Source organism: Rhodococcus sp. PML026, from assembly GCF_000963615.1.
Taxonomy (GTDB): Bacteria; Actinomycetota; Actinomycetes; order Mycobacteriales; family Mycobacteriaceae; genus Rhodococcoides; species Rhodococcoides fascians.
The window spans coordinates 134,979-155,096 of the sequence record NZ_KQ031373.1; the positions used below are offsets into that span (position 1 = coordinate 134,979).

Here is a 20,118-nt window from a genome sequence, read left to right on the forward strand (position 1 = left end):
GCCCGCCCCGGCCAATGCAGCGAGATCGGCCGCCGACTGCGCCTGATGACGAGCGCCCACCGCCGAACCGACGTGCATCACCATCACCACGACGGCGATCAACGCCGACATCGCCAGCGCCGCCAACACCGTCGCCCCGCCCTCGTCATCACGCACACCTGATTTCATTCCGCTGCAACCGGTTCCGCAGCAGCAACCGCCTCCGCCGACAGCATCAATCCCGGCAGCGGACTCTCCACCTCCACCCGCGCGACGAAGAATTCACCGTCTTCGCGCACCGTGATCCGAGCACCCTCCGGCGCAACCCGCTCCCCTACCGACACAGCCCGGGCCCCATCACCTCTCGCCGCCAATCGAGCCGCTTCCCGCGCAGCGTCGACGCAGCCGATGTGCATCGTCACCGACACGATCGCACCGATGCACACCACGATCACTGCGACGATGGACGCGACGGCGATCGCCGCCTCCACCGTCACAGCCCCGTCCTCACCGCCCGGAATCAGACGGCTGTGTTGAGCGCTCGATCGATGATCCCCGTCAGCGCGGTCACGATACTGTCCCCCGTCACCACCGTGTAGAGCACCGCGCCGAACGCCGCGGCGGCGATGGTGCCGATCGCGTACTCCGCGGTCGACATACCGTCGTCCTCCACACCGAACAATGCGATTCGAGTCTTGATCTCCTGCAGTGCATTCCCCATCATGACGCTTCCCCTCCCAGTATTCCGGCGCGGCGTGTCCGCACCGGACGATTCGTTGTTCGGCGGTCACATCAGACCGCCGCCCAGAACATTGCCCGCAAGGCCGATCACCACGGGGACGATGCCCAGGCAAATGAAGGCGGGCAGAAAACACAGACCCAGCGGTCCGCTGATCAGCACACCGGCCCGTTCGGCCGCAGCCGCCGACGCGTCCTCGGCCCGAGTTCGTTGGGTGGCAGCCAGTTCCGTCATCGCCGACGCCATGGACGACCCGGCCCGGGCGGATCGTCGCGCCATCCGTGACAGCGCCTCGGTCTCCGGATCCTTCGCCACTGCGTCCCACGCCGTAGCCGCATCGGCCCCCAGCTCGAGTAGATCGGCGGCCTTGCGCAGAGCGATACCGAATGCGGGCGGAGCGGAGTGGGCTGCGGCCGCCGCGGCAGTCGAGATCGGAAGTCCGGAACGCAGACACGCAGCGAGAAGGTCGAACGTCGTGGCCACGGCGAGCGGATCGGGTCCGGAGTCGTCGACGGCATCGGTCGTCGAAAGCCCCGCAACCTCCACCCGCGACAAACCACCACGGGCAGCGGGGACGACGACCAATGCCGTTGCCAGACATAGTGCGATCGCCCACGTCATGTCGTCACCTTGCCGGTGATCGCATCGGTCCACAGCAGACCTGCGCAGCCGAGAGCGGTGCCGATGAGGAGCAGAATTCCGCCCAGCCCGCCGCCCAGCAGTATGCGCAGCGGATCGGCCCCCATCAGTTGTCCGAGCGCGACCCCGAGGACGGGCAGTCCAGCCAACACCAATGCAGTAGCGCGGGCCCCTGCCAGCGAGGCCTCGGTTCGTTCCCGGAATCGCCGACGTCCGAGCAGGTCCTCGCGCACGGCGTCGAGCAACTCGGCGAGTGCGAGGCCGTGTTCGTCGGCCACCCGCCACGCCGCCGCCAAACGGTCCAGTTCGGGGTTCAACAGTGGATCCGACGCGGCTATCCCGTCGGCAGCGCGTCCACCGAGTCGCGATCTGGACGCAGCACCGCGCAGCGCCTCCGATGCGATCCCGCCGCACTCGTCCGCAGCCACCTCGCCGGCAGTCGCCGGGTGAGCACCGACGCGCAATTCACCGATGACCACTTCGACTCCGGTTGCCAACCAATCCAATTCGGCCGTCCGACGGGCGCGTACGGTGCGACGGCCATGTCGGTACCATCCGGTACCGCCCGCCACGAACAGAGCCGCCGCGCCCCACGGACCGCCGATCCAGAACATGCCCACGGCCGACACCGACGCTACAGCCACAGGGAACGCCCACCCAGGAACCCCGACGGCACCTCGACCGCGGCGCGATAGTCGGCGAGAGCTGCTGGGCCACAGCATGAATGCAGCGGCCAGGACGCACAGTGCCGCCGTCATCGCATCTCGCCACAGCGCCGAGCGAGCAGTTCGTGCAGCCCGCGCCGCCCCGGCACGGCATCGGATTCAGCGGACCACGCCGGCACGATATGGACACGGCCTGTCGAATCCACCTCGACCAATCCGATCTCCCGCAATCGCCGCGTACCGTCGGCGCTCCGGTGGACGTGCAGGACGACCTGCACGGCCGCCGCAAGTTGACTGTGCAGGGCGTCGCGACCCATTCCGCCCAGTGCGGCAAGAGCTTCGAGGCGAGCGGGAACTTCCGAGGGCGAATTGGCATGGATGGTTCCGGCGCCGCCGTCGTGCCCGGTGTTGAGCGCCGTCATCAGGTCGATCACCTCGGCCCCGCGCACCTCACCGACGACGAGCCGATCGGGTCGCATCCGCAGTGCCTGGCGAACCAATTGCCGAACCGACACCTCGCCCACACCTTCGACGTTCGGAGCACGGGCCACCAGGCGCACCACATGAGGATGCGCCGGTGCCAACTCGGCCGCGTCCTCCACGCAGACGATTCGTTCGGCCGGGTCGACCTCGCCCAGCAGAGCAGCCAGAAGCGTGGTCTTTCCAGCGCCGGTACCTCCGACGACCAGAAACGCCAAGCGCGCGAGCACAATCCGCGCGAGCAGATCGTAGCCCTCCTCGGTCACCGCACCGGACGCCCGGAGCGCGGCGAGCCCCTGGGTAGCAGGGCGGAGCACTCGCAACGACAGGCAGGTTCCACCGCTCGCCACCGGTGCCAGCACCGCGTGCAGACGGACCCCGAACGCTCCCTGTCCGACGCCGGGTAATCGGCCGTCGACCCACGGCTGCGCATCGTCCAATCGCCGACCGGCCGAGAGAGCGAGCCGTTGCGCCAGCCGCCTGACCGCGGCTTCGTCGGCGAACTGGACTCCGGTGCGTTCCAGGCCTCTACCGCGATCGATCCACACCTGATCCGGCGCCGTGACCAGGACATCGGTCACCCCTGGCTCGGACAGGAGCGGCTCCAACGGTCCTGCTCCGGTGAGCTCGGTCTGCAGAATACGCAGTGCCGCAAGCATATCGGTGTCACCGATGACTCCCCCGGCCTCGGTGCGGATGGCCGCGGCAACGGTCGCCGGCATTGGAGACTGCGCCGAGGCAGCCAGCCGATCTCGTACGCGGTCGAGCAGATCGGCGGTGACGACTGCGCTCATGCGGCCCACCGCTGACCACCGGGCTTGTGCGCGAACGTATCCAGTACCACGGTTGCCGCCGCCGCGAGCGGTGACCGGCGGCCGAGAGCAAGTCCGCCCCGCTCGAGACGCTCGGCCAATCCCGGCTCGGCCCGCATCGACGTCAGCAGCGACAGGTCGAGGGCGGCCGCGATGTCCGCGGCCCGCAGTCCCCCGGGGGCGGGGCCACGAACGACCAATCCGACGTTCGCATTTCGACTCGAGATCTCGTCCGCTACTGCTTCTGCCGACGTCACGGCCCGCAATTCCGCAGGCAGCACCAGTACGACGAGGTCGGCCGCGGCGTACAGGGCGTCCGAGAGGTCATCGGAGTGGCGCGGGGCGTCGCACACCACGAGATCGCCTCCAGCGCGCCCTGCGTCGAGCACAGCCGCCGCGGAAACGGCCGAGAGTCCGGTTCGCCGGTCGTCGGTTCGCCCGAGTGCCAGCACCGACAATCCGTTCTTCGATGGCAGCGCGCCGTGGAGTGCGTCGCCGGATACTCGCCCGCCCTCGACGACGAGGCCGGACCATCGCAAACCTGGGGCGTTCTCCCAGCCGAGCAGCAGATCGAGGCCGCTGCCGTACCGGTCGGCTTCGACCATGAGTGTGCGTTGCCCCGTGCGACTGCTGCACAGGCCCAGCGCCGCCGCAAACGTGGAGGCACCCGCACCTCCGCGGGCACCGACGACCACGATGACGCCACCGCCGCCCGGCGATGTGGCGACGGGTTCACCGAGGATGCGAACGAGCGTGTCCTCGTCCGAGGGTAACGAGACGACGTGTTCGGCACCGAGCGCTGTGGCCGTCCGCCAATCGTCGAGTGTCGGCGAGGCGGCCGTGACCAGAACGACGCCGGGCCGCCGCGGAAATCCGCCTGCGAGCGCCGACTCGGCAGAAGAAAAATCGATCAAAATAGTTCCTTGGAATTCCCAAATCGGGCGCGCCGATCCGATACCGACCAGTAAGTTCTGCTCTTCCACAACACAATCCGCGGCTGCGGCGATTCGATACACGTCCTGACGCAGTCCGTGATGGTCGATCGACATCGACGCGTTCGCATTCGTCCGCCGTGAAATCGGATCCGTTTTCATGGACCCAAGCGTGCGCGAGAATCCGCTCGCGCGGCGCGCGACTTGGGGAAATGTGAATAGATCGGCCCCTGTGGATGAATACCGGTACCGCGGTACCAGTTTTCGGCCTACCCCGAAAAAGAGGACGACCCTCGCCAGGGGGGGAGGAGGCGAGGGTCGTCTGGTTCAGCCCCGGGGGGTCGGGCTGAACACCGCCCGGAATGAACCGGGCTCGTGGAAAATACTACACCCGTGGACGTCCTTGTTTGCAAGTTCAACCGTCTCAATTTGTGGACATGTTCGGAGCGAGTCGAGAAGAGAAGTTGCGCGACATCCACCGGTCACCACCGGCCACTATGGTGACAATCGTGACCCTCAGCGCAGACACCGACGACGCCCCCGCCGGCCGACGCGCAGCGCGCGTCGCCGCCTTCTTCGACCTCGACAAAACGATCATCGCGAAGTCCAGCACTCTGGCCTTCAGCAAGCCGTTCTTCGACCAAGGTCTGATCAACCGGCGAGCGGTACTCAAGAGCAGCTATGCGCAGTTCTTGTTCCTGCTCTCCGGTGCCGATCACGACCAGATGGAACGCATGCGCGCACACATCGCCGGTATGACCGCCGGGTGGGACGTCGAACAGGTGCGAGCAGTGGTGGCCGAAACCCTGCACGACATCGTCGATCCCCTCGTCTTCGCCGAAGCGGCCGATCTGATCGCGGACCACAAGCTCCGCGGACACGACGTGGTGGTCGTCTCAGCGTCGGGCGACGAGATCGTGCATCCCATCGCCGAACTGCTGGGTGCCGACCACAGCATGGCCACGACGATGGTGACTGTCGACGGCAAGTACATCGGCGAGGTCGACTTCTACTGCTACGGCGAGGGCAAGGTCGACGCCATGAAGTCCCTGGCGGCACAACATGATTACGACCTGTCCAAGAGCTACGCCTACTCGGATTCGATCACCGACGTGCCGATGCTGCGGGCGGTCGGGCACCCCACCGCCGTCAATCCAGACCGCGCGCTCCGCAAAGAGGCCTCGTCCCTCGGCTGGCCGATTCTGACATTCTCGAACCCCGTTTCGCTGCGCTCCCGCATTCCGAATCCGTCCGGAAAGACCGTAGTAGCCAGTGCTGCAGCAGGTTTCAGCGCCATAGCGGCCGGCGCGATCACCTACGGACTACTCCGCAGAAAACGATGAGCCCAAACCCTTGATGTGAGCGGCGTCACGGGGTACAAATGACGTACGGAAGAACGGAAGGCCAAGAACGAACCGGAAGAGAAGGTTCGCTTCTCCCGACCGCGATTCCCAGCACGGACACCGGCACCCACGCGGAGCTTGCCACCTAATGGCAGAAGCGCTGTGGGCCTGCGATATTCGTGGGTGATCAGCAAGAACCCTGCACCGGTTGCAGGGATGACCTCATCACCGTCGAGTTCTCGCCGAGGCCACGTGGTAGTCCATCACAGCCCACCTGTGCACGCTTGGTAACCAGGCGCTCCGTGCTAACGGGCGGCGACGTCGACGCAAGTCGGCATCGCCGCCCTTTTACGTGTGCACAACTCCTACTGTGCAGCTTCTGCAATCGAAGTCGCTTCTGCCGCACCAGCTTCGAATGCTCCGAGGCAGAGGATCACCCAACTACCGACGCCCGTTGCCGTGCCCTCGGCGAACCCGGCGGCTCCATCCCGGTACGCGTTCGCTCGACGCATCCAGCTCACCTCGGGCACGCCCAGGTTGTGCGGATCAAATCCCGACGATGCGGCCACCAACCTCGATGCAGCACGCGCGACGATGCCGTCGGCAGTTCCGAAAGGCCGCAGCGTCAACAGTTCACCGTGCACGACTGCGGCGATCACCGGAGCGGGCGCGGACGTTCCACCCGTCACCAACTGTGCGAGCAGATCGAGCCGCTCACCGATGCCGGCGTCCGTGCGCGGCCGACCGAGCGAGGACGCGTCGTCGACGAGATCCGCGGCAGCCAACAGATGTAGGCGGGCCAGCGTCTGCAGTGGTGCGCGCTTCCACGTCGACAACGTGTTCTGCAGGGCGTCACCATCGAGAGCAGCGGCCACTCGCAGCGCACCCGCCAGAATCGGGTCGCCCTCCTCGCCTTCGCGAGGGAAATCCATCGAACCGCCCTCGAGCGCGGAGGACGAACGAGCTGCCCGCACAGCGGCCTCGGCCGCGGTCGCCGGCCACCCACGACGATTGGCCTTGTGCCGATGCACGGCACCGAGGGCATCGCGTGCCCGTTCGGCGGAATCGACAACTCCGGGCAATTCCAGCAGCGGGGCGAGGGGGTCCGTCACGACAGACGACGGTACCCCCTCACCTCACGCTCTACTTCGCCCCTGCCGCCAACAACTCGGCGCGGGCCCGACGACGCTTGGCCTGTTCGGCCGGGTCGGGCACCGGGACGGCTGCGAGCAGCCGCTTGGTGTATTCATTGGTTGGACGACGCAGGATCTGGTCCGTCGTACCGAACTCGGCCAACTTACCCTTGTTCAGGACCGCGATGCGCTTGGCCAGCACCTCCACGACAGCGAGGTCGTGACTGATGAACAAGCACGCGAACCCGTACTCCCGCTGCAGCTCTTTGAACAGCTCGAGCACCTTTGCCTGCACCGACACATCGAGTGCCGACGTCGGTTCGTCGGCCACCAGCAACGTCGGCTCCAAGGCGAGCGCCCGCGCGATACCGACGCGCTGACGCTGGCCGCCGGACAGCTGGTGCGGATAGCGGTTGCGCATGGTCCGCGACAGGTGGACCCGGTCGAGAAGTTCCTCGACCTTCCGATTTCGATCTGCCGCACTGTGCTCGGTGTGCAACAGCATCGGTTCGGCGATCGACTGCCCGATCGGCCAGCGTGGGTTCAGCGACGAACCCGGGTCCTGAAACACGATGCCGACCTTGCTGCGCACCGACCGCAGTTCGCGATTCGACATGTTCGTGATATCGACACCACCGATCGACAACGAGCCGCCGGTGAGCTTGTTGAGCCCCACCACAGCCTTGCCGATCGTGGACTTACCCGAGCCGGATTCACCGACCAGGCCGACGACCTCACCCATCTCGATATCGAGGCTGACGCCGTCGACAGCCCGGAACACGGTACGGCCCGGGTACTCGATGACACCGTCGACGATGCTCAGTGCGCGAGTGTCCTCGGCCGCCTTCGGTGCGGCGACGGTCCCCGCGGCCACGGACTCGATGCTGCTGCCGAGGTGCGGAACCGACGCGAGCAACTGCTGTGTGTACGGATGCGACGCGTTCTTGAATATTGTTTGCGCCGCATCGGTTTCGACGATGACGCCGTCCTTCATCACCGCGATGCGGTCGGCCATGTCGGCCACCACACCCATGTCGTGGGTGATCAACACGATCGACGCGTCGATGCGGTTCCGGAGATCGCGCATCAGGTCGAGAATCTCGGCCTGCACCGTGACGTCCAGGGCCGTGGTCGGCTCGTCCGCTATCAGTAGCGACGGATCCGAGGACAGCGCCTGTGCGATCATGGCGCGCTGACGCTGACCACCGGAGAGCTGGTGCGGGTAGTAGTCCACCCGAGTCTCCGGATCAGGCATCTCGACAAGCTTGAGGAGCTCGACGGCCCGTGCCTTCGCTTCCTTCTTCGACAAAGAAGTGTGCGCCCGGATGGCCTCGGTGATCTGCCAGCCGATCGAGTAGACCGGATTGAGCGCCGTCATGGGCTCCTGGAAAATCACCGCGACGTTCTTGCCGCGGATGGGTGCGAGCTGCTTCTCGGGCAGCCCGACCAGTTCTTTCTCGCCCAGCACGATGCTGCCCGACACCCGCGAATTATCCGCCAGCAGACCGGGAATGGCCATCGCCGTCGTCGACTTACCCGATCCGGACTCACCTACGATGGCGAGAACTTCGCCTGCGGCGACCGTGAACGAAACGGTGTCGACGGCCTTGCGCCACACCTTTTCGACCTCGAACTCGACCGTCAGATCGGTGACGGTCAGGACCGTGTCCTTCTCAATACTCATGTCAGTTCCGTTTCGGATCGAGTGCGTCACGGAGTGCGTCGCCGAGCATGATGAATGCGAGCACCGTGACCGAGAGGAACGCGGCCGGGAACAGCACCAGGTGCGGCGACGTGAGGAACCTGGCCTGACCGAGGTTGATCTGTAGGCCCCAGGAGATCTCGGGCGCCTGCAATCCGATTCCGAGGAACGTCAGCGTCGCCTCGGCCGCGATGAACGTACCCACCGAGATGGTGGCGTAGATGATCACCGGAGCCAGCGCGTTGGGAAGGATGTGTCGCACCAGAATGCGGTAGGTCGACGCTCCCAATGCCTGTGCCGCCTGGACGTATTCACTGTTCTTGATCGAGATCACCGACGATCGCACCAGGCGCATCGCCGTCATCCAACCGAAGGCCACCAGGGCCAACGACACGGTGAAGATCGTGCGCTGGGCGGTGACGGTGAGCAGGATCAGGGCACCGAGCAGCAGCGGAATTCCGAAGAACACGTCCGTGAAGCGCGCCAGGACGCTGTCGATCGCACCGCCGAAGTAGCCGGCGAGAGCACCGATCAGAACGCCGATGATCAGCACGCCGATCACCGAGAGCACACCGATGGACAGCGAGATCCGCGCACCGTAGATGACGTTGGCGTAGTAGTCGCAGCCCTGGATGTCGGTGCCGAACCAGTGTGCTGCACTGGGTTTTTGACCGGAATTCGACAGCGAACACACTCGCGGGTCGATGCCGCGGGCGAACAGTTGCGGGAACACCGCCATGACCAACAGCACCAGCAGCAGGAACGTGCCGATGATGAAGAACGGGCTCTTACGCAAGAACTTCCACGCGTTACCCCAGAGGCTTGCCTGCCCGACAAGATCGACGGCCTCCCCGGTGGCGACATTTCCGGGCTGACCCTCCTCGGCGAGGTGGCGAGCTGCGCTCGAATCTTCCTTATTCATAACGAATCCTTGGATCGAGTACCGCGTAGAGAACATCCACCACGAGGTTGAAGAAGATGTAGAAGAACACGAAGAGCGTCACGATGCCGACGACGACGGCCCCCTCCTGGCGAGCCAGCCCGTCGTAGATCGCGCGACCGAGCCCGGGGAGGTTGAACACCGTCTCGGTCACGATCGCACCGCCGAGCAATCCGCCGACATCGGCACCGATGAAGGTGACCACAGGAATGAGCGAATTCCGCAGTGCATGGCGAACGATGATGCGACGGTTGCTGATTCCCTTGGACTTGGCGGTGCGGATGTAATCGGCAGCCATGGATTCGGCCACCGACGTACGCGTCAGACGAGCGACGTAGGCCATCGACAGCGACGCGAGCACCAGGCCGGGAAGCAGGTAACTGGACCACCCGTCGTTGATGCCGGAGATGGGAAAGATACCCAGCTTGAGCCCCAGCGTGAACTGCGCGATGAAGCCGAGTACGAACACGGGCACCGAGACCAGCAGCGTCGTCGAGATGAGCACCAGGTTGTCGAAGAAAGATCCGCGCTTCAGTGCGGCCAGCACGCCTGCCGCGATACCCATGACGGTCTCGATGACGACGGCGACGATGGTCAACCGGACCGTCACCGGAAGTGCCCGCTCGATGGTGTCGAGGACGGGACGGCCGGAGAAGTCGGTTCCGAAGTCGCCCTGGAAGAAGCCTGCGATGTACTTGAAGTATTGGACGAACAGATTGTCGTCGAGGTTGAACTCGTCTCGCAGCTGGGCGACGACGCCGGGTGCGAGGGGACGGTCTCCAGCAAGGGCGCGGATGGGATCACCCGGCAGCGCGTAGACCATCGCGAAGATCAAGAACGAGGAGCCGATCAGGACGGGAATCGTCAGCAGTAATCGGCGAGTGATGTAGCGACCCACTGTGTGTCTTCTCCTTGAACAAGGGACGAACCTGCGCCTCGGGTCTTGCCGGCGCAGGTCGGTGTGGGACGGTTACGCCCCACGGTTGAACGAGACCCGGTGGGTGACAACCGATTACGCCTGGTTGCCACCCACCTGGGCGCGCCGTCAGCTGACTACGACGTCTTCGAGGATGATGTTGCCTCGGTTGTCGATCTTGACGTCGGAGACGCGGTCGGACCACACGGCCTGGTTCAGGCCGTAGAACAGCGGGGTCGCGGGCATCTGGTCGATCAGGATGTCCTCGGCCTTCTGGTAATCCGCCGCTGCAGCGTCGATGTCCTCCGCGTTGTTGCCCTCGGCCAACGCGGCGTCGAATGCCGGGTCGTTGAAGAAGACGTAGTTGCTACCGGCCGGCGGGGTTGCCGCAGCCGAGTACAGCGGGGACAGGAAGTTGTAGATCGACGGGTAGTCCATGATCCAACCCGAACGGAACGGACCGGTCATGCCCTTGGCGTCCTGCAGCGGCAGGTACTGCGCAAACTGGAGGTCACCGCGCAGTGCGTAGTTCACGCCCAGGTTGTCACGCAACTGGTTGCCCACCGCGGTCATCCACGAATCGTGGCCCGCACCGGCGTTGAACCACAGGTCCACCGGCTGGCTGCGGTCGAACCCGGCCTCGTCGAGCAGACGGTTTGCCTCGTCGGGGTTGAGTTCGCAGTTGGCACCACATGCGTCCTCGCGGTAACCGTCCACGACGGGCGAGGCGAAAGAATTTGCCGGAGTACGGGTATCGGTGAAGATAGCGGTTGCGATGGCCTGACGATCGATGGCCATCGAGAATGCCTTACGCACGTTCGGATCCTGGAAGCGCGGATCGTACGTCGGGAACCCGAGAGAGGTGATGTCGGGACGTGCACGCTCGCCGTACCGGTCACCGAACTGATCCCGCGCGGTGGCCCACGCGTCCTCGGGCAGATCGAGCATGACGTCGAGTCCGCCGCCCTGAACATCGTTGTAGCCGGTGTTCAGCTCGGTGTAGACCTTGAAGTTGACGCCTGCGGACTTGGCGGCGTTGTCGCCTGCGTAGTCGTCGTACTTCGTAACGGTGAATCCCTGTCCCGGAACGAAGTCCGAGTCGGCCTTGAACGGGCCGTTACCGATCGGGCGAGCACCGAAAGCGTCGGGGTCGGCGTAGAACGCCTCCGGCAGCGGATCGAATGCGGTGTAGCCCAGCGTCAGTGGGAAGATGGCGAACGGTCCGTTGAGCTTGACGGTGAAGGTCGTGTTGTCGACGACGTTCAGTCCACTCAATTCGGTTGCAACAGGTTCTGCGGTGTCACTGCCCTGCAGATCTGCGTAGCCCTCGATGTTCTCGAAGAAGTACGACGCACCGAATGCGTTGGTGCTGAGCGCGTTGTAGCTCCACGCCTTGGTGTAGGACTCGGCGGTGACCGGCGTGCCGTCGTGGAAGGTCCAGCCATCCTTGAGCTTGATGGTCCACGTCGTGTTGTCCTCGGACTCGACGGACTCGGCAACGCCGTTGTACTCGACACTGTTGTCGTCGTCGTTGAACGTCACCAGTGGAGTGAACAGCGCCTCGAGAACCTGGCTGCCCTCGCTCTCGGTGGTGTTACCGGGAATCAGCGGGTTCTCCGGCTCGCCGATGTAGATGCTGTAGACCCCATCGGCACTGCCGCCGGAGCTCGAGCCCCCACCGCCACAAGCGGCGAGCAAGCTCGCACTCATCAGCACAGCCGTGGTGACTACCGCGGCACGTTTGATACGCAAGGAAATCCTCCATCCAGATGTGAACACGGGGTCGTCCGTGCTCAGTTCCTCGGGCGCGACGCCCGGGGATTCGTGGGCGACCGCAAGACACGGCCTGTGAGCCGTACCAACGATCTGATGGAACGAACTTTAGACACATCCTGAAACGAACATGTGAACTCCCCCGGGTTTTGTTGACCGGCGAGTAAGTCGGAAACATGATCGAAACGTTTCGGCAAGTCGATTTCCCACAGTGCGGGCAGAGTCGCCGAGACAACCTCCCGTCGACGACGGCGATGACCGTCCATCGTGCGGAAACAACCGATCACCGCAGATCAAGGGGTTGCAGCCGATTGCAACGGTGCGATCGCCATCACATGTGACTACCCTCACTAGGGGCTCGAGACCGGCTAGTGAGTGCCGTTTCATGGGCGAAAAGCATCGGACGAAAGAGAGCTATTCGAGATGACGACCAGTACCTCCGGCAGCGACGAGACCGCGGTTGCCTCCTACGCACCCTCGGCCGAGTTCGCGGCGCAGGCGAACGCTCAGGCGGATATGTACGCCGCTGCTGAGAAGGATCGGCTCGGGTTCTGGGCCGAGCAGGCCCGCCGGCTGCACTGGCACACCCCGTTCACCGAGGTACTCGACTGGTCCGACGCCCCCGTCGCCAAATGGTTCGCCGACGGCGAGCTCAACGTCGCCTACAACTGCGTCGACCGCCACGTCCTCGACGGCCACGGCGACCAGGTCGCCATCCACTGGGAAGGTGAACCCGGCGACAGCCGCGACATCACCTACTCCGATCTGCTCGCCGAGGTCAGCCAGGCGGCCAACACCCTGACCGAACTCGGCCTCGTCTCCGGCGACCGCGTCGCGATCTACATGCCGATGATCCCCGAGGCCATCGTCTCGATCCTCGCCTGTGCACGCCTCGGTCTGACCCACTCGGTCGTCTTCGCCGGGTTCTCCGCCACCGCACTGCGCTCGCGCATCGACGACGCCGAAGCCAAACTCGTCATCACCACCGACGGCCAGTGGCGACGCGGCAAGCCCGCCCCCATCAAGGACACCGTCGACGAAGCCGTCGACGGAGCCGCTTCCATCCGGAACGTTCTGGTCGTCAAGCGCACCGACTCCGACGTCGCCTGGACCGAGGGACGCGACCTGTGGTGGCACGAGACCGTCGCGAAAGCGTCGAAAGAGCATGAGGCGCAGCCGTTCCCGGCCGAGCACCCCCTGTTCATCCTCTACACCTCGGGTACGACGGGTAAGCCCAAGGGCATCATCCACACCTCCGGTGGTTACCTGACGCAGACCTCGTACACCCACCACAACGTCTTCGACCACAAGGCCGGCACGGACGTCTACTGGTGCACCGCCGACATCGGCTGGGTCACCGGGCACTCCTACATCGTCTACGGACCGCTCTCCAACCGCGCCACGCAGGTCGTCTACGAGGGCACGCCCAATTCGCCCGACGAGCACCGGCACTGGAACGTCATCGAGAAGTACAAGGTGTCGATCTACTACACCTCCCCCACCCTGGTGCGTACATTCATGAAGTGGGGCAAGGAGATTCCCGAGGCACACGATCTGTCCTCGATCCGCCTGCTCGGGTCCGTCGGCGAGCCCATCAACCCCGAGGCGTGGCGCTGGTTCCGCGACGTCGTCGGCGGCGGCAGCGCACCGATCGTCGACACCTGGTGGCAGACCGAGACCGGCGCGATCATGATTTCTCCGCTCCCCGGCGTCACATCCACCAAGCCCGGCTCGGCCATGACTCCGCTGCCCGGTATCTCGGCCAAGATCGTCGACGACGACGCCAAGCCACTGGGCAACGGCGGCAACGGATACCTCGTTCTCTCCGAGCCGTGGCCGGCGATGCTCCGCGGGATCTGGGGCGACATGGACCGCTACAAGGACACCTACTGGTCCCGCTACGCCGAGGAAGGCTGGTACTTCGCCGGTGACGGTGCCAAGTACGACGAGGACGGCGCCCTGTGGGTCCTCGGCCGCGTCGACGACGTCATGAACGTCTCCGGCCACCGCATCTCCACGTCGGAAGTGGAGTCGGCACTGGTCAGTCATCACAGTGTCGCCGAGGCTGCCGTCGTCGGTGCCGCCGACGAGACCACCGGTCAGGGCATCGTCGCGTTCGTCATCCTGCGCGGCGGCGAGGAGAACACCGGCGACGCATTGATCGCCGAGCTCAAAGCTCAGGTCTCCAAGGAGATTTCGCCGATCGCGCGGCCACGGGAAATCTCGATCGTGCCGGAGTTGCCGAAGACCAGGTCCGGCAAGATCATGCGCCGCCTGCTCCGTGACGTGGCCGAGGGCCGCGAACTCGGTGACGTCTCCACCCTCGTCGACCCGAAGGTGTTCGAGGCTATCAAGAAGGGTCGCTAGCGCTCCCATGTGAGTGGAACCTCGTAGCCCACTACGAGGTTCCACTCACATGCGGCGAAGCCGCTCAGACGCTGTCGAGCGACTGGTCTCGCGTTTCCTTCATGATGATCAACGAGATCAGGGTCAGCGCAGCGGCGATGGCGAGATAGACGCCCACCCAGCCGACGCCGTAGGAACTCACCAGCCAGGTTGCGATGAACGGGGCCACTGCAGCTCCGAGGATCGACGCGGTGTTGTACGAAATTCCCGAGCCCGTGTAGCGCACGTTCGTCGGAAACAGTTCCGGCAGAACGGCACTCATGGGCCCGAACGTCAGGCCCATCAGTCCCAGGCCGACGCACATGAACACCAGCATCTTGCCTGCCGACGCGGACGACGGGTCGGCGAACCAGTGGAACGACAGACCGAACAGCACGATCGCCGCGGTGATGACGATGAGCGTGGGGCGGCGGCCGTACTTGTCGGCCAGCAGCCCGGCGACCGGGATCAGCGCCGCGAAGAACAGCACCGCGATGAGCTGGAGTTCCAGGAAGTCCGTGTACGGAATCGCGAGCTTGGGCCCGTTGACGTCGGCCACCTTGCCTGTTCCGTAACTGACCACCCACGTCGTCATGATGTAGAAGAGCGAGTACGTGGCGAGCATGACGAACGTGCCGATGATCAGCTGACGCCAGCTCGTCTTGAACACCTGGGCCAACGGGGTCTTGACCTTCTGGCCGCGCTCGACTGCCAGCTTGAACACCGGCGTCTCCTCGAGCTTGAGGCGGACGTACAGGCCGATGATCACCATGATCGCGCTGAGCAGGAACGGGATGCGCCAGCCCCACGTGAGGAACGCATGGTCGGTGCCGGAGTTCGCGGAGTCGTAGCCGGTCGCGATGACGATGAGCAGGAAGATGCCGTTGGCGAAGAAGAAGCCGATCGGCGCGCCCAGCTGCGGGTACATCGCCGCCCAGGCTCGCTTGCCCGGCTTCGCGGTTTCGGTGGCCAGCAACGCCGCACCACTCCATTCGCCGCCGAGGCCGACGCCCTGAGTGAAGCGCATGAGCGCCAGCAGAGCCGGCGCCCACAGACCCGCCGCGGCGTAGGTCGGCAGGAGCCCGATCGCGAACGTCGCGACACCCATCGTCAGCAGGGACCCGACGAGGGTGGCCTTGCGTCCGATGCGATCACCGAAGTGCCCGAACAGAATCGAGCCGATGGGTCGCGCGACGAACGCCAAACCGAACGTCGCGAACGACGCCAGCAGCGCGGTCGTGTCGTTGCCCGCGGGGAAGAACAGGCGGGGAAAGACGAGCACTGCGGCCGTTGCATAGATATAGAAGTCGAAGAACTCGATGGACGTACCGACCATCGAGGCGATGACGATTCGGGACCGAGGCACCTGAGGTGCGGGAATTGCGCCGTCGTCCGTGACGGCGTGTGGTGAACTCACGAGTGCTCCTGAAGGGGAAAGTTCCCTGAAAATTACCTGATGAATACCTGAGAATTTCACGCCCCCGGGCCGTTCGTTGCCGATTCGTGCAACATTCCCGTGTTTGTCGCGACGGGCGGAGAGGTAACCGACGACGGGCCGAGCGTCGCTCGGCCCCCGCGGGACAGATAATCTGCTACTTAGGCACTACTGTCGATACGATCTTCCGCAACACCGAGCAGAGCGATCACCGCAATACCGAGCACAGCGATTACAAGGGGTCGAGAGTTGAGCGTCAGCAATGACAAGGGATACGGCAACGGCGTCCCGAACACGATTTCGTCGATACCTCTCACCGATGTCGATGCCCGCACACCCGGTAGCGCGAGCATCGGAAACCTGGTCAAGGACGCCACGACTCAGGTCTCGACCCTCGTGCGTGCCGAGGTGGCCCTCGCCAAGGCCGAGGTCACCGGCGAGGTCAAGAAGGGTCTGCAGGGCAGCGTCTTCTTCATCGTCGCGCTGACGGTGCTGCTGTTCAGCTCGTTCTTCTTCTTCTTCTTCGCCGCCGAGCTCCTCGACGTGTGGCTCTATCGATGGGCCTCGTTCCTCATCGTCTTCGTGTTCATGGTGCTGGTTGCCGGCCTGTTCGGGTTCCTCGGCTACCGCAGGGTCAAGAAACTGCGCAAGCCCGAGAAGACCATCGACTCCCTCAAGCAGGCGTCGACCGTGCTGCCGAACCAGCACGAGAGCATTCCCGGAATCCCCGGCTACAAGAAGTAGACGACGCCCGGCGAGTCGAGCAGTATGAATCATCCCGATCCGTCCACGGTCCGTTACCCGGGACAGTGGATCCATCGCGACATCCATGCCAACGGAATCCGGTTCCATACCGTGGAGGTCGGCGAGCATGCTCCCGACGCCCCGCTGGTGGTGTTGCTGCACGGCTTCGCCGACTTCTGGTACTCCTGGCGTCACCAGCTCGACGCGCTCGCGCGTTCCGGAGTGCGAGCGGTCGCAGTCGACCTCCGCGGCTACGGCGACTCCGACAAGCCCCCACGTGGTTACGACGGATGGACCCTGGCCGGCGACATCGTCGGTCTCGTTCGGGCGCTGGGGTACCCACACGCGACGTTCGTCGGCCATGCGGACGGCGGCCTGGTGTGCTGGGCAAGCTCGGCTCTGCATCCGCGAATGGTCCGCTCGATGGTCCTGATCAATGCACCGCACCCGATCTCGCTGCGCCGCGCCGTGCTGAAGGATTCCGAACAGCGCGGTGCTCTGCTGCCGCACTTCGTTCGATATCAAGTTCCGCTGCGCCCCGAGAAGCTGCTCACCCGGCGAGGGGGCGCGGCAGTCGAGGAGTTGATGCGCAGCCGCGCCGGGTCGCAATGGCAGCGCACCGACGATTTCGCCGATACCGCAGGCAAGATGCGCTCGGCCATCCGAATTCCCGGGGCCGCGCACAGCGCACTCGAATATCAGCGCTGGGCGTTCCGTAGCCAGTTCCGCGCCGAGGGCCGACGCTTCATGGACGCCGTCGACGTGAAGACCTCGATCCCCGTCGCGCAGATCAGCGGTGACCTCGATCCGTACGTCCTACCCACCACCCTCGATCGCGATCGGCACTGGGCACCGGGGCTGACGCGTCGAACAGTGCGGGACGTCGGGCACTACGTGCACCAGGAAGCCCCAGACGTCGTGTCCGAGGAAATCCTGCGCGTCGCGCTCGAAAGCTGACGTCCCGCCGTCAGACGATGCAGTCGCCGGTACCCACACTGACCGGCGCATCGAAGCTGCGGGCGAGCTCGTCCGAGATCTCGGTTGCGGTCAAGACGAATCCGGTATCGGGGTCGTCGACGGCAGCACCGAACACCACACCGAGTACCTCACCGTTCGAATTGACCAGTGGCCCACCGGAATTGCCCTGCCGCACCGATCCGCGAACCGTATAGACCTCGCGTTGAACAGTTCCGGTGCGGTAGATGTCCGGTCCGCTGAGGTTGATGATCTCGCGAATGCGCGCTGGGCTCGCCGTATACGGACCGCCGCCCGGGTAACCCAACACGATGGCGTCGGATCCGGATTCGGCCGGGTTCGGCGCGAACGGCAACACCGGAGCTTGCAGCTGCGAAACACGAAGCACAGCAACATCTTCTTCGGGATCGAACAGGACGACGTCGGCGTCGAGAGGGCCGTCCGGAGAATCGACGGTCACCTCGGAGGTACCGGCCACCACGTGGGCGTTGGTCATCACCAGATCCGGCCCGACGACGAAACCCGAACCCTCGAGCGCCTTCTGGCAACTCGGGGCGATTCCGTTGATCTTGATGACGCTCGCCTGCAACGCTATCGGGACGGGGCCTGCGGCGATCCCGGAGTCGGGAGCAGCGACGTCGGCGACCGGAGTGCGTCCGAACGGACCGATGACGTCCGGCAGCCCGGACGTGTCGAGCAGCGCCGAGAATTCCTTGGGCACCTGACGCAGCCACTCGGGTGCCACCTCGTCGACCTTGCCCAGGACCGTCGAGCCACGCACGGCACTGGCCACCTCGGGCTGCGACGAGGACGTCAGCGGAATGGCGAGCAACCATGCGGCAGCGAGCACGGCCGCGGCCTGCAGACCTGCCCCGATCGTGCTGTCCACGGATCTGGCTGAGCGCGAATGTATTCCGCTGCGCAACGCACGACCCAGAACCATGCCGGCCACCTCACCGACGATCACCAACACCACGATCAACGCGATACCGACGAACACCCTCGTGCGTGATCCGTCGACGTGTTCGAGCACGTGCGGTGCCACCAGAATCCCGGCGACGGCACCCAGAACGACTCCCAGAAACGCCAACGCCGACGCCACCGCCCCCTGTCGCCATCCCGACGTCGCCGCCAGCAGCGCGACGGCGAGCACCGCGATATCGACCCACCCTGAACCCGTCACCGATCGAGCCTCGCTCCTACCGCAGTCAAGCTGGCCTCCAGATCGCGTATATCCCCCGTGTCCCATTCGGACTCCCAGCCCGACACAGCGAGCAGGCCCGCCAGAATACCGCCCGTGAATCCCCACACCAGCATTCCCTGCACCGAGAAGGCCGGGCCCTGGTAGCCGGCGGGGTGACGCACCTGGAATCGGTTGGCCGGATCGAGCAACTCGCGCAGGGGAACTCGCACCACGCGCTCGGTTTCGCCGGCGTCGACGACGCGGACCGGGGTTGGACTCCGCCAGTACGAGAGCACGGGAACCACATCGAATCGAGACGGCGGCACGTAGATGCCGGGCATCGTCGCGAGCGGTACGACGCCGGCCGGGTCGAGACCGGTTTCTTCCTGGGCCTCGCGCAGCGCCGTTCCGATGGGCCCGTCGTCACCCGGGTCGGTGGCACCGCCGGGGAAGGCGATCTGCCCACTGTGGTCGCGCAAGGTCGACGCCCGCTGGGTCAGCAGAACGTCGGCCTCGGCGGGCAGCCCACCGGGCGCGGTCGGATCGGCGGCAGCCGGACCACCGAACAGCACCAACACCGCCGCCGAGCGGGTTCGATCGGCCGGCTGCGCCTGTCGTTGCAGCACCGGGTTGATGCCGGTGGTGTCGGTCAGTCCGTTTTCGCTGCCGGCGACGTCGAGCATGCGCCCGAGCCACTCGGGTGCGCTCACGACGCGACTCCGAGGTTCTCGCGGACTGCGTCGGCGATGTCGTCGACGCTTGTGAAGGGTTCGGTCAGCACCTTGGCGACAGTGCCATCCGCAGATATCAAAACGGATACGGGCAACACGTTCGGCGCTTCCGTCGCCGCGGCGACGCGTCCGGCACCGTCCTGAACGCCGGGCAGCGTGACGCCGTACTCGGCCAGACGGGTCAGCCCGTTGGACTCGTTGGCATCGTTGTGGACAGTCAACACCGTGACTGCATCACCCGCCCGCTGCGCGTATTGCTGCAGGTAAGGCAACTCCTTCGCGCACGGGCCGCACCAGTAGGCCCAGATGTTGAGCAGTGCGGGTCGCCCGGCCAGAGCCTGGCCGAGGTCGACGGACGAGCCGTCGCCGATGCATTCGAGGGTGATGCCCGTCAACGGTCCTGCTGCAGCGCCCGACGGCGTCGGACATGCGTCGAGACCGGCGGTCTGCCGCAGCGGTGCCAGAGCCTCGGGAGTATCGGCGGCCCGACGCTCGGCCGTCGACGGTCCTTGCTGCCCCAGACCGGGACCATCGGCGCGCTGCGTTGCCGGAGATTCATTGCGTGGCCAGAGGGCATAGACCATCCCGACGACGAGAATGAGCGCGACCAGA

At 65.2% G+C, this 20,118-nt stretch carries 20 protein-coding genes; 4 read left to right on the forward strand and 16 right to left on the reverse strand.

All coding sequences use genetic code 11. The features are described 5' to 3' along the window. The 7 genes from VF34_RS24665 to ssd all read right to left on the reverse strand — a co-directional run. The coding region (locus VF34_RS24665) for a pilus assembly protein TadG-related protein (protein WP_045841437.1) at positions 1 to 168 on the reverse strand (168 nt) is incomplete at its 3' end. Then, complete coding sequence (locus tag VF34_RS11240; protein WP_045841438.1) at positions 165 to 476, reverse strand: TadE family type IV pilus minor pilin; 312 nt, start codon at positions 474 to 476, stop codon at positions 165 to 167. The genes VF34_RS24665 and VF34_RS11240, both read right to left, overlap by 4 nt. Positions 477 to 499: 23 nt before the next feature. After that, the gene (locus VF34_RS11245; protein ID WP_176456762.1) at positions 500 to 703 is read right to left on the reverse strand and encodes a DUF4244 domain-containing protein; all 204 of its coding nucleotides are present in this window, start codon (positions 701 to 703) and stop codon (positions 500 to 502) included. Between the two features lie 63 nt (positions 704 to 766). Further along, positions 767 to 1,339: a type II secretion system F family protein gene (locus tag VF34_RS11250; RefSeq protein ID WP_045841439.1), complete on the reverse strand. Its 573-nt coding sequence runs from the start codon at positions 1,337 to 1,339 to the stop codon at positions 767 to 769. Further along, positions 1,336 to 2,115, reverse strand: coding sequence for a type II secretion system F family protein (locus tag VF34_RS11255; protein ID WP_045841440.1), 780 nt, complete (start codon positions 2,113 to 2,115; stop codon positions 1,336 to 1,338). The genes VF34_RS11250 and VF34_RS11255 overlap by 4 nt, the downstream gene beginning before the upstream one ends. Then, entirely contained in the window at positions 2,112 to 3,296 is a 1,185-nt protein-coding gene (locus tag VF34_RS11260; RefSeq protein WP_442970637.1) for a TadA family conjugal transfer-associated ATPase, read from the reverse strand. Before VF34_RS11260 ends, VF34_RS11255 begins: the two co-directional genes overlap by 4 nt. Further along, on the reverse strand, positions 3,293 to 4,408 hold the full coding sequence (gene ssd, locus VF34_RS11265; RefSeq protein ID WP_082079185.1) for a septum site-determining protein Ssd: 1,116 nt from the start codon (positions 4,406 to 4,408) through the stop codon (positions 3,293 to 3,295). Before ssd ends, VF34_RS11260 begins: the two co-directional genes overlap by 4 nt. A gap of 335 nt (positions 4,409 to 4,743) precedes the next feature. On the opposite strand from ssd, the gene VF34_RS11270 reads away from it, so the two are divergent. Then, positions 4,744 to 5,589: an HAD-IB family hydrolase gene (locus VF34_RS11270; protein ID WP_205914341.1), complete on the forward strand. Its 846-nt coding sequence runs from the start codon at positions 4,744 to 4,746 to the stop codon at positions 5,587 to 5,589. A 365-nt stretch (positions 5,590 to 5,954) separates the two neighbouring features. Here the strand turns inward: VF34_RS11270 and VF34_RS11275 are convergent, their stop codons facing one another. From VF34_RS11275 to VF34_RS11295, 5 genes are all read right to left on the reverse strand, one after another. Then, a complete protein-coding gene (locus VF34_RS11275) occupies positions 5,955 to 6,701 on the reverse strand; it encodes a hypothetical protein (protein ID WP_032364740.1) in 747 nt (248 codons plus the stop codon). A gap of 31 nt (positions 6,702 to 6,732) precedes the next feature. Next, entirely contained in the window at positions 6,733 to 8,406 is a 1,674-nt protein-coding gene (locus tag VF34_RS11280; RefSeq protein ID WP_045841442.1) for an ABC transporter ATP-binding protein, read from the reverse strand. 1 nt (position 8,407) lies between these two features. Further along, the gene (locus VF34_RS11285; protein WP_032369308.1) at positions 8,408 to 9,346 is read right to left on the reverse strand and encodes an ABC transporter permease; all 939 of its coding nucleotides are present in this window, start codon (positions 9,344 to 9,346) and stop codon (positions 8,408 to 8,410) included. After that, positions 9,339 to 10,262: an ABC transporter permease gene (locus tag VF34_RS11290; protein WP_032369307.1), complete on the reverse strand. Its 924-nt coding sequence runs from the start codon at positions 10,260 to 10,262 to the stop codon at positions 9,339 to 9,341. The genes VF34_RS11285 and VF34_RS11290 overlap by 8 nt, the downstream gene beginning before the upstream one ends. Before the next feature lie 147 nt (positions 10,263 to 10,409). Further along, the gene (locus tag VF34_RS11295) at positions 10,410 to 12,032 is read right to left on the reverse strand and encodes a peptide ABC transporter substrate-binding protein (protein ID WP_032399640.1); all 1,623 of its coding nucleotides are present in this window, start codon (positions 12,030 to 12,032) and stop codon (positions 10,410 to 10,412) included. A 444-nt stretch (positions 12,033 to 12,476) separates the two neighbouring features. Between VF34_RS11295 and acs the strand changes: the two genes are divergently transcribed. Continuing rightward, entirely contained in the window at positions 12,477 to 14,420 is a 1,944-nt protein-coding gene (gene acs, locus VF34_RS11300; protein WP_045841443.1) for an acetate--CoA ligase, read from the forward strand. 64 nt (positions 14,421 to 14,484) lie between these two features. Here acs and VF34_RS11305 read toward each other — a convergent pair whose 3' ends face one another. Next, positions 14,485 to 15,855 (reverse strand): MFS transporter, encoded by a 1,371-nt coding sequence (locus VF34_RS11305; RefSeq protein ID WP_045841444.1) that lies wholly within the window; start codon positions 15,853 to 15,855, stop codon positions 14,485 to 14,487. Between the two features lie 267 nt (positions 15,856 to 16,122). Here VF34_RS11305 and VF34_RS11310 point away from each other — a divergent pair, with 267 nt between their 5' ends. Next, positions 16,123 to 16,617: a phage holin family protein gene (locus tag VF34_RS11310; RefSeq protein ID WP_032373800.1), complete on the forward strand. Its 495-nt coding sequence runs from the start codon at positions 16,123 to 16,125 to the stop codon at positions 16,615 to 16,617. A 24-nt stretch (positions 16,618 to 16,641) separates the two neighbouring features. Next, a complete protein-coding gene (locus VF34_RS11315) occupies positions 16,642 to 17,574 on the forward strand; it encodes an alpha/beta fold hydrolase (protein ID WP_032373799.1) in 933 nt (310 codons plus the stop codon). 10 nt (positions 17,575 to 17,584) lie between these two features. Here the strand turns inward: VF34_RS11315 and marP are convergent, their stop codons facing one another. The 3 genes from marP to VF34_RS11330 are packed head-to-tail and all read right to left on the reverse strand — an operon-like array spanning position 17,585 to position 20,090. Continuing rightward, the gene (gene marP, locus VF34_RS11320; protein WP_032364547.1) at positions 17,585 to 18,775 is read right to left on the reverse strand and encodes an acid resistance serine protease MarP; all 1,191 of its coding nucleotides are present in this window, start codon (positions 18,773 to 18,775) and stop codon (positions 17,585 to 17,587) included. Continuing rightward, positions 18,772 to 19,458 (reverse strand): NUDIX hydrolase, encoded by a 687-nt coding sequence (locus VF34_RS11325; RefSeq protein ID WP_032364742.1) that lies wholly within the window; start codon positions 19,456 to 19,458, stop codon positions 18,772 to 18,774. Before VF34_RS11325 ends, marP begins: the two co-directional genes overlap by 4 nt. Positions 19,459 to 19,481: 23 nt before the next feature. Beyond that, a complete protein-coding gene (locus VF34_RS11330; protein ID WP_045841653.1) occupies positions 19,482 to 20,090 on the reverse strand; it encodes a TlpA family protein disulfide reductase in 609 nt (202 codons plus the stop codon). Positions 20,091 to 20,118 lie beyond the last annotated feature (28 nt).

Bases quoted from the DNA above. Each gene is read 5' to 3' on its own strand.
- VF34_RS11245 (WP_176456762.1), bottom strand. From the start codon at position 703: ATGATGGGGAATGCACTGCAGGAGATCAAGACTCGAATCGCATTGTTC.
- acs (WP_045841443.1), top strand. From the start codon at position 12,477: ATGACGACCAGTACCTCCGGCAGCGACGAGACCGCGGTTGCCTCCTAC.
- VF34_RS11255 (WP_045841440.1), bottom strand. From the start codon at position 2,115: ATGACGGCGGCACTGTGCGTCCTGGCCGCTGCATTCATGCTGTGGCCC.
- VF34_RS11270 (WP_205914341.1), top strand. From the start codon at position 4,744: ATGGTGACAATCGTGACCCTCAGCGCAGACACCGACGACGCCCCCGCC.
- VF34_RS11325 (WP_032364742.1), bottom strand. From the start codon at position 19,458: ATGCTCGACGTCGCCGGCAGCGAAAACGGACTGACCGACACCACCGGC.
- VF34_RS11280 (WP_045841442.1), bottom strand. From the start codon at position 8,406: ATGAGTATTGAGAAGGACACGGTCCTGACCGTCACCGATCTGACGGTC.
- VF34_RS11260 (WP_442970637.1), bottom strand. From the start codon at position 3,296: ATGAGCGCAGTCGTCACCGCCGATCTGCTCGACCGCGTACGAGATCGG.
- ssd (WP_082079185.1), bottom strand. From the start codon at position 4,408: ATGAAAACGGATCCGATTTCACGGCGGACGAATGCGAACGCGTCGATG.
- VF34_RS11250 (WP_045841439.1), bottom strand. From the start codon at position 1,339: ATGACGTGGGCGATCGCACTATGTCTGGCAACGGCATTGGTCGTCGTC.
- VF34_RS11285 (WP_032369308.1), bottom strand. From the start codon at position 9,346: ATGAATAAGGAAGATTCGAGCGCAGCTCGCCACCTCGCCGAGGAGGGT.
- VF34_RS11315 (WP_032373799.1), top strand. From the start codon at position 16,642: ATGAATCATCCCGATCCGTCCACGGTCCGTTACCCGGGACAGTGGATC.
- VF34_RS11330 (WP_045841653.1), bottom strand. From the start codon at position 20,090: ATGGTCTATGCCCTCTGGCCACGCAATGAATCTCCGGCAACGCAGCGC.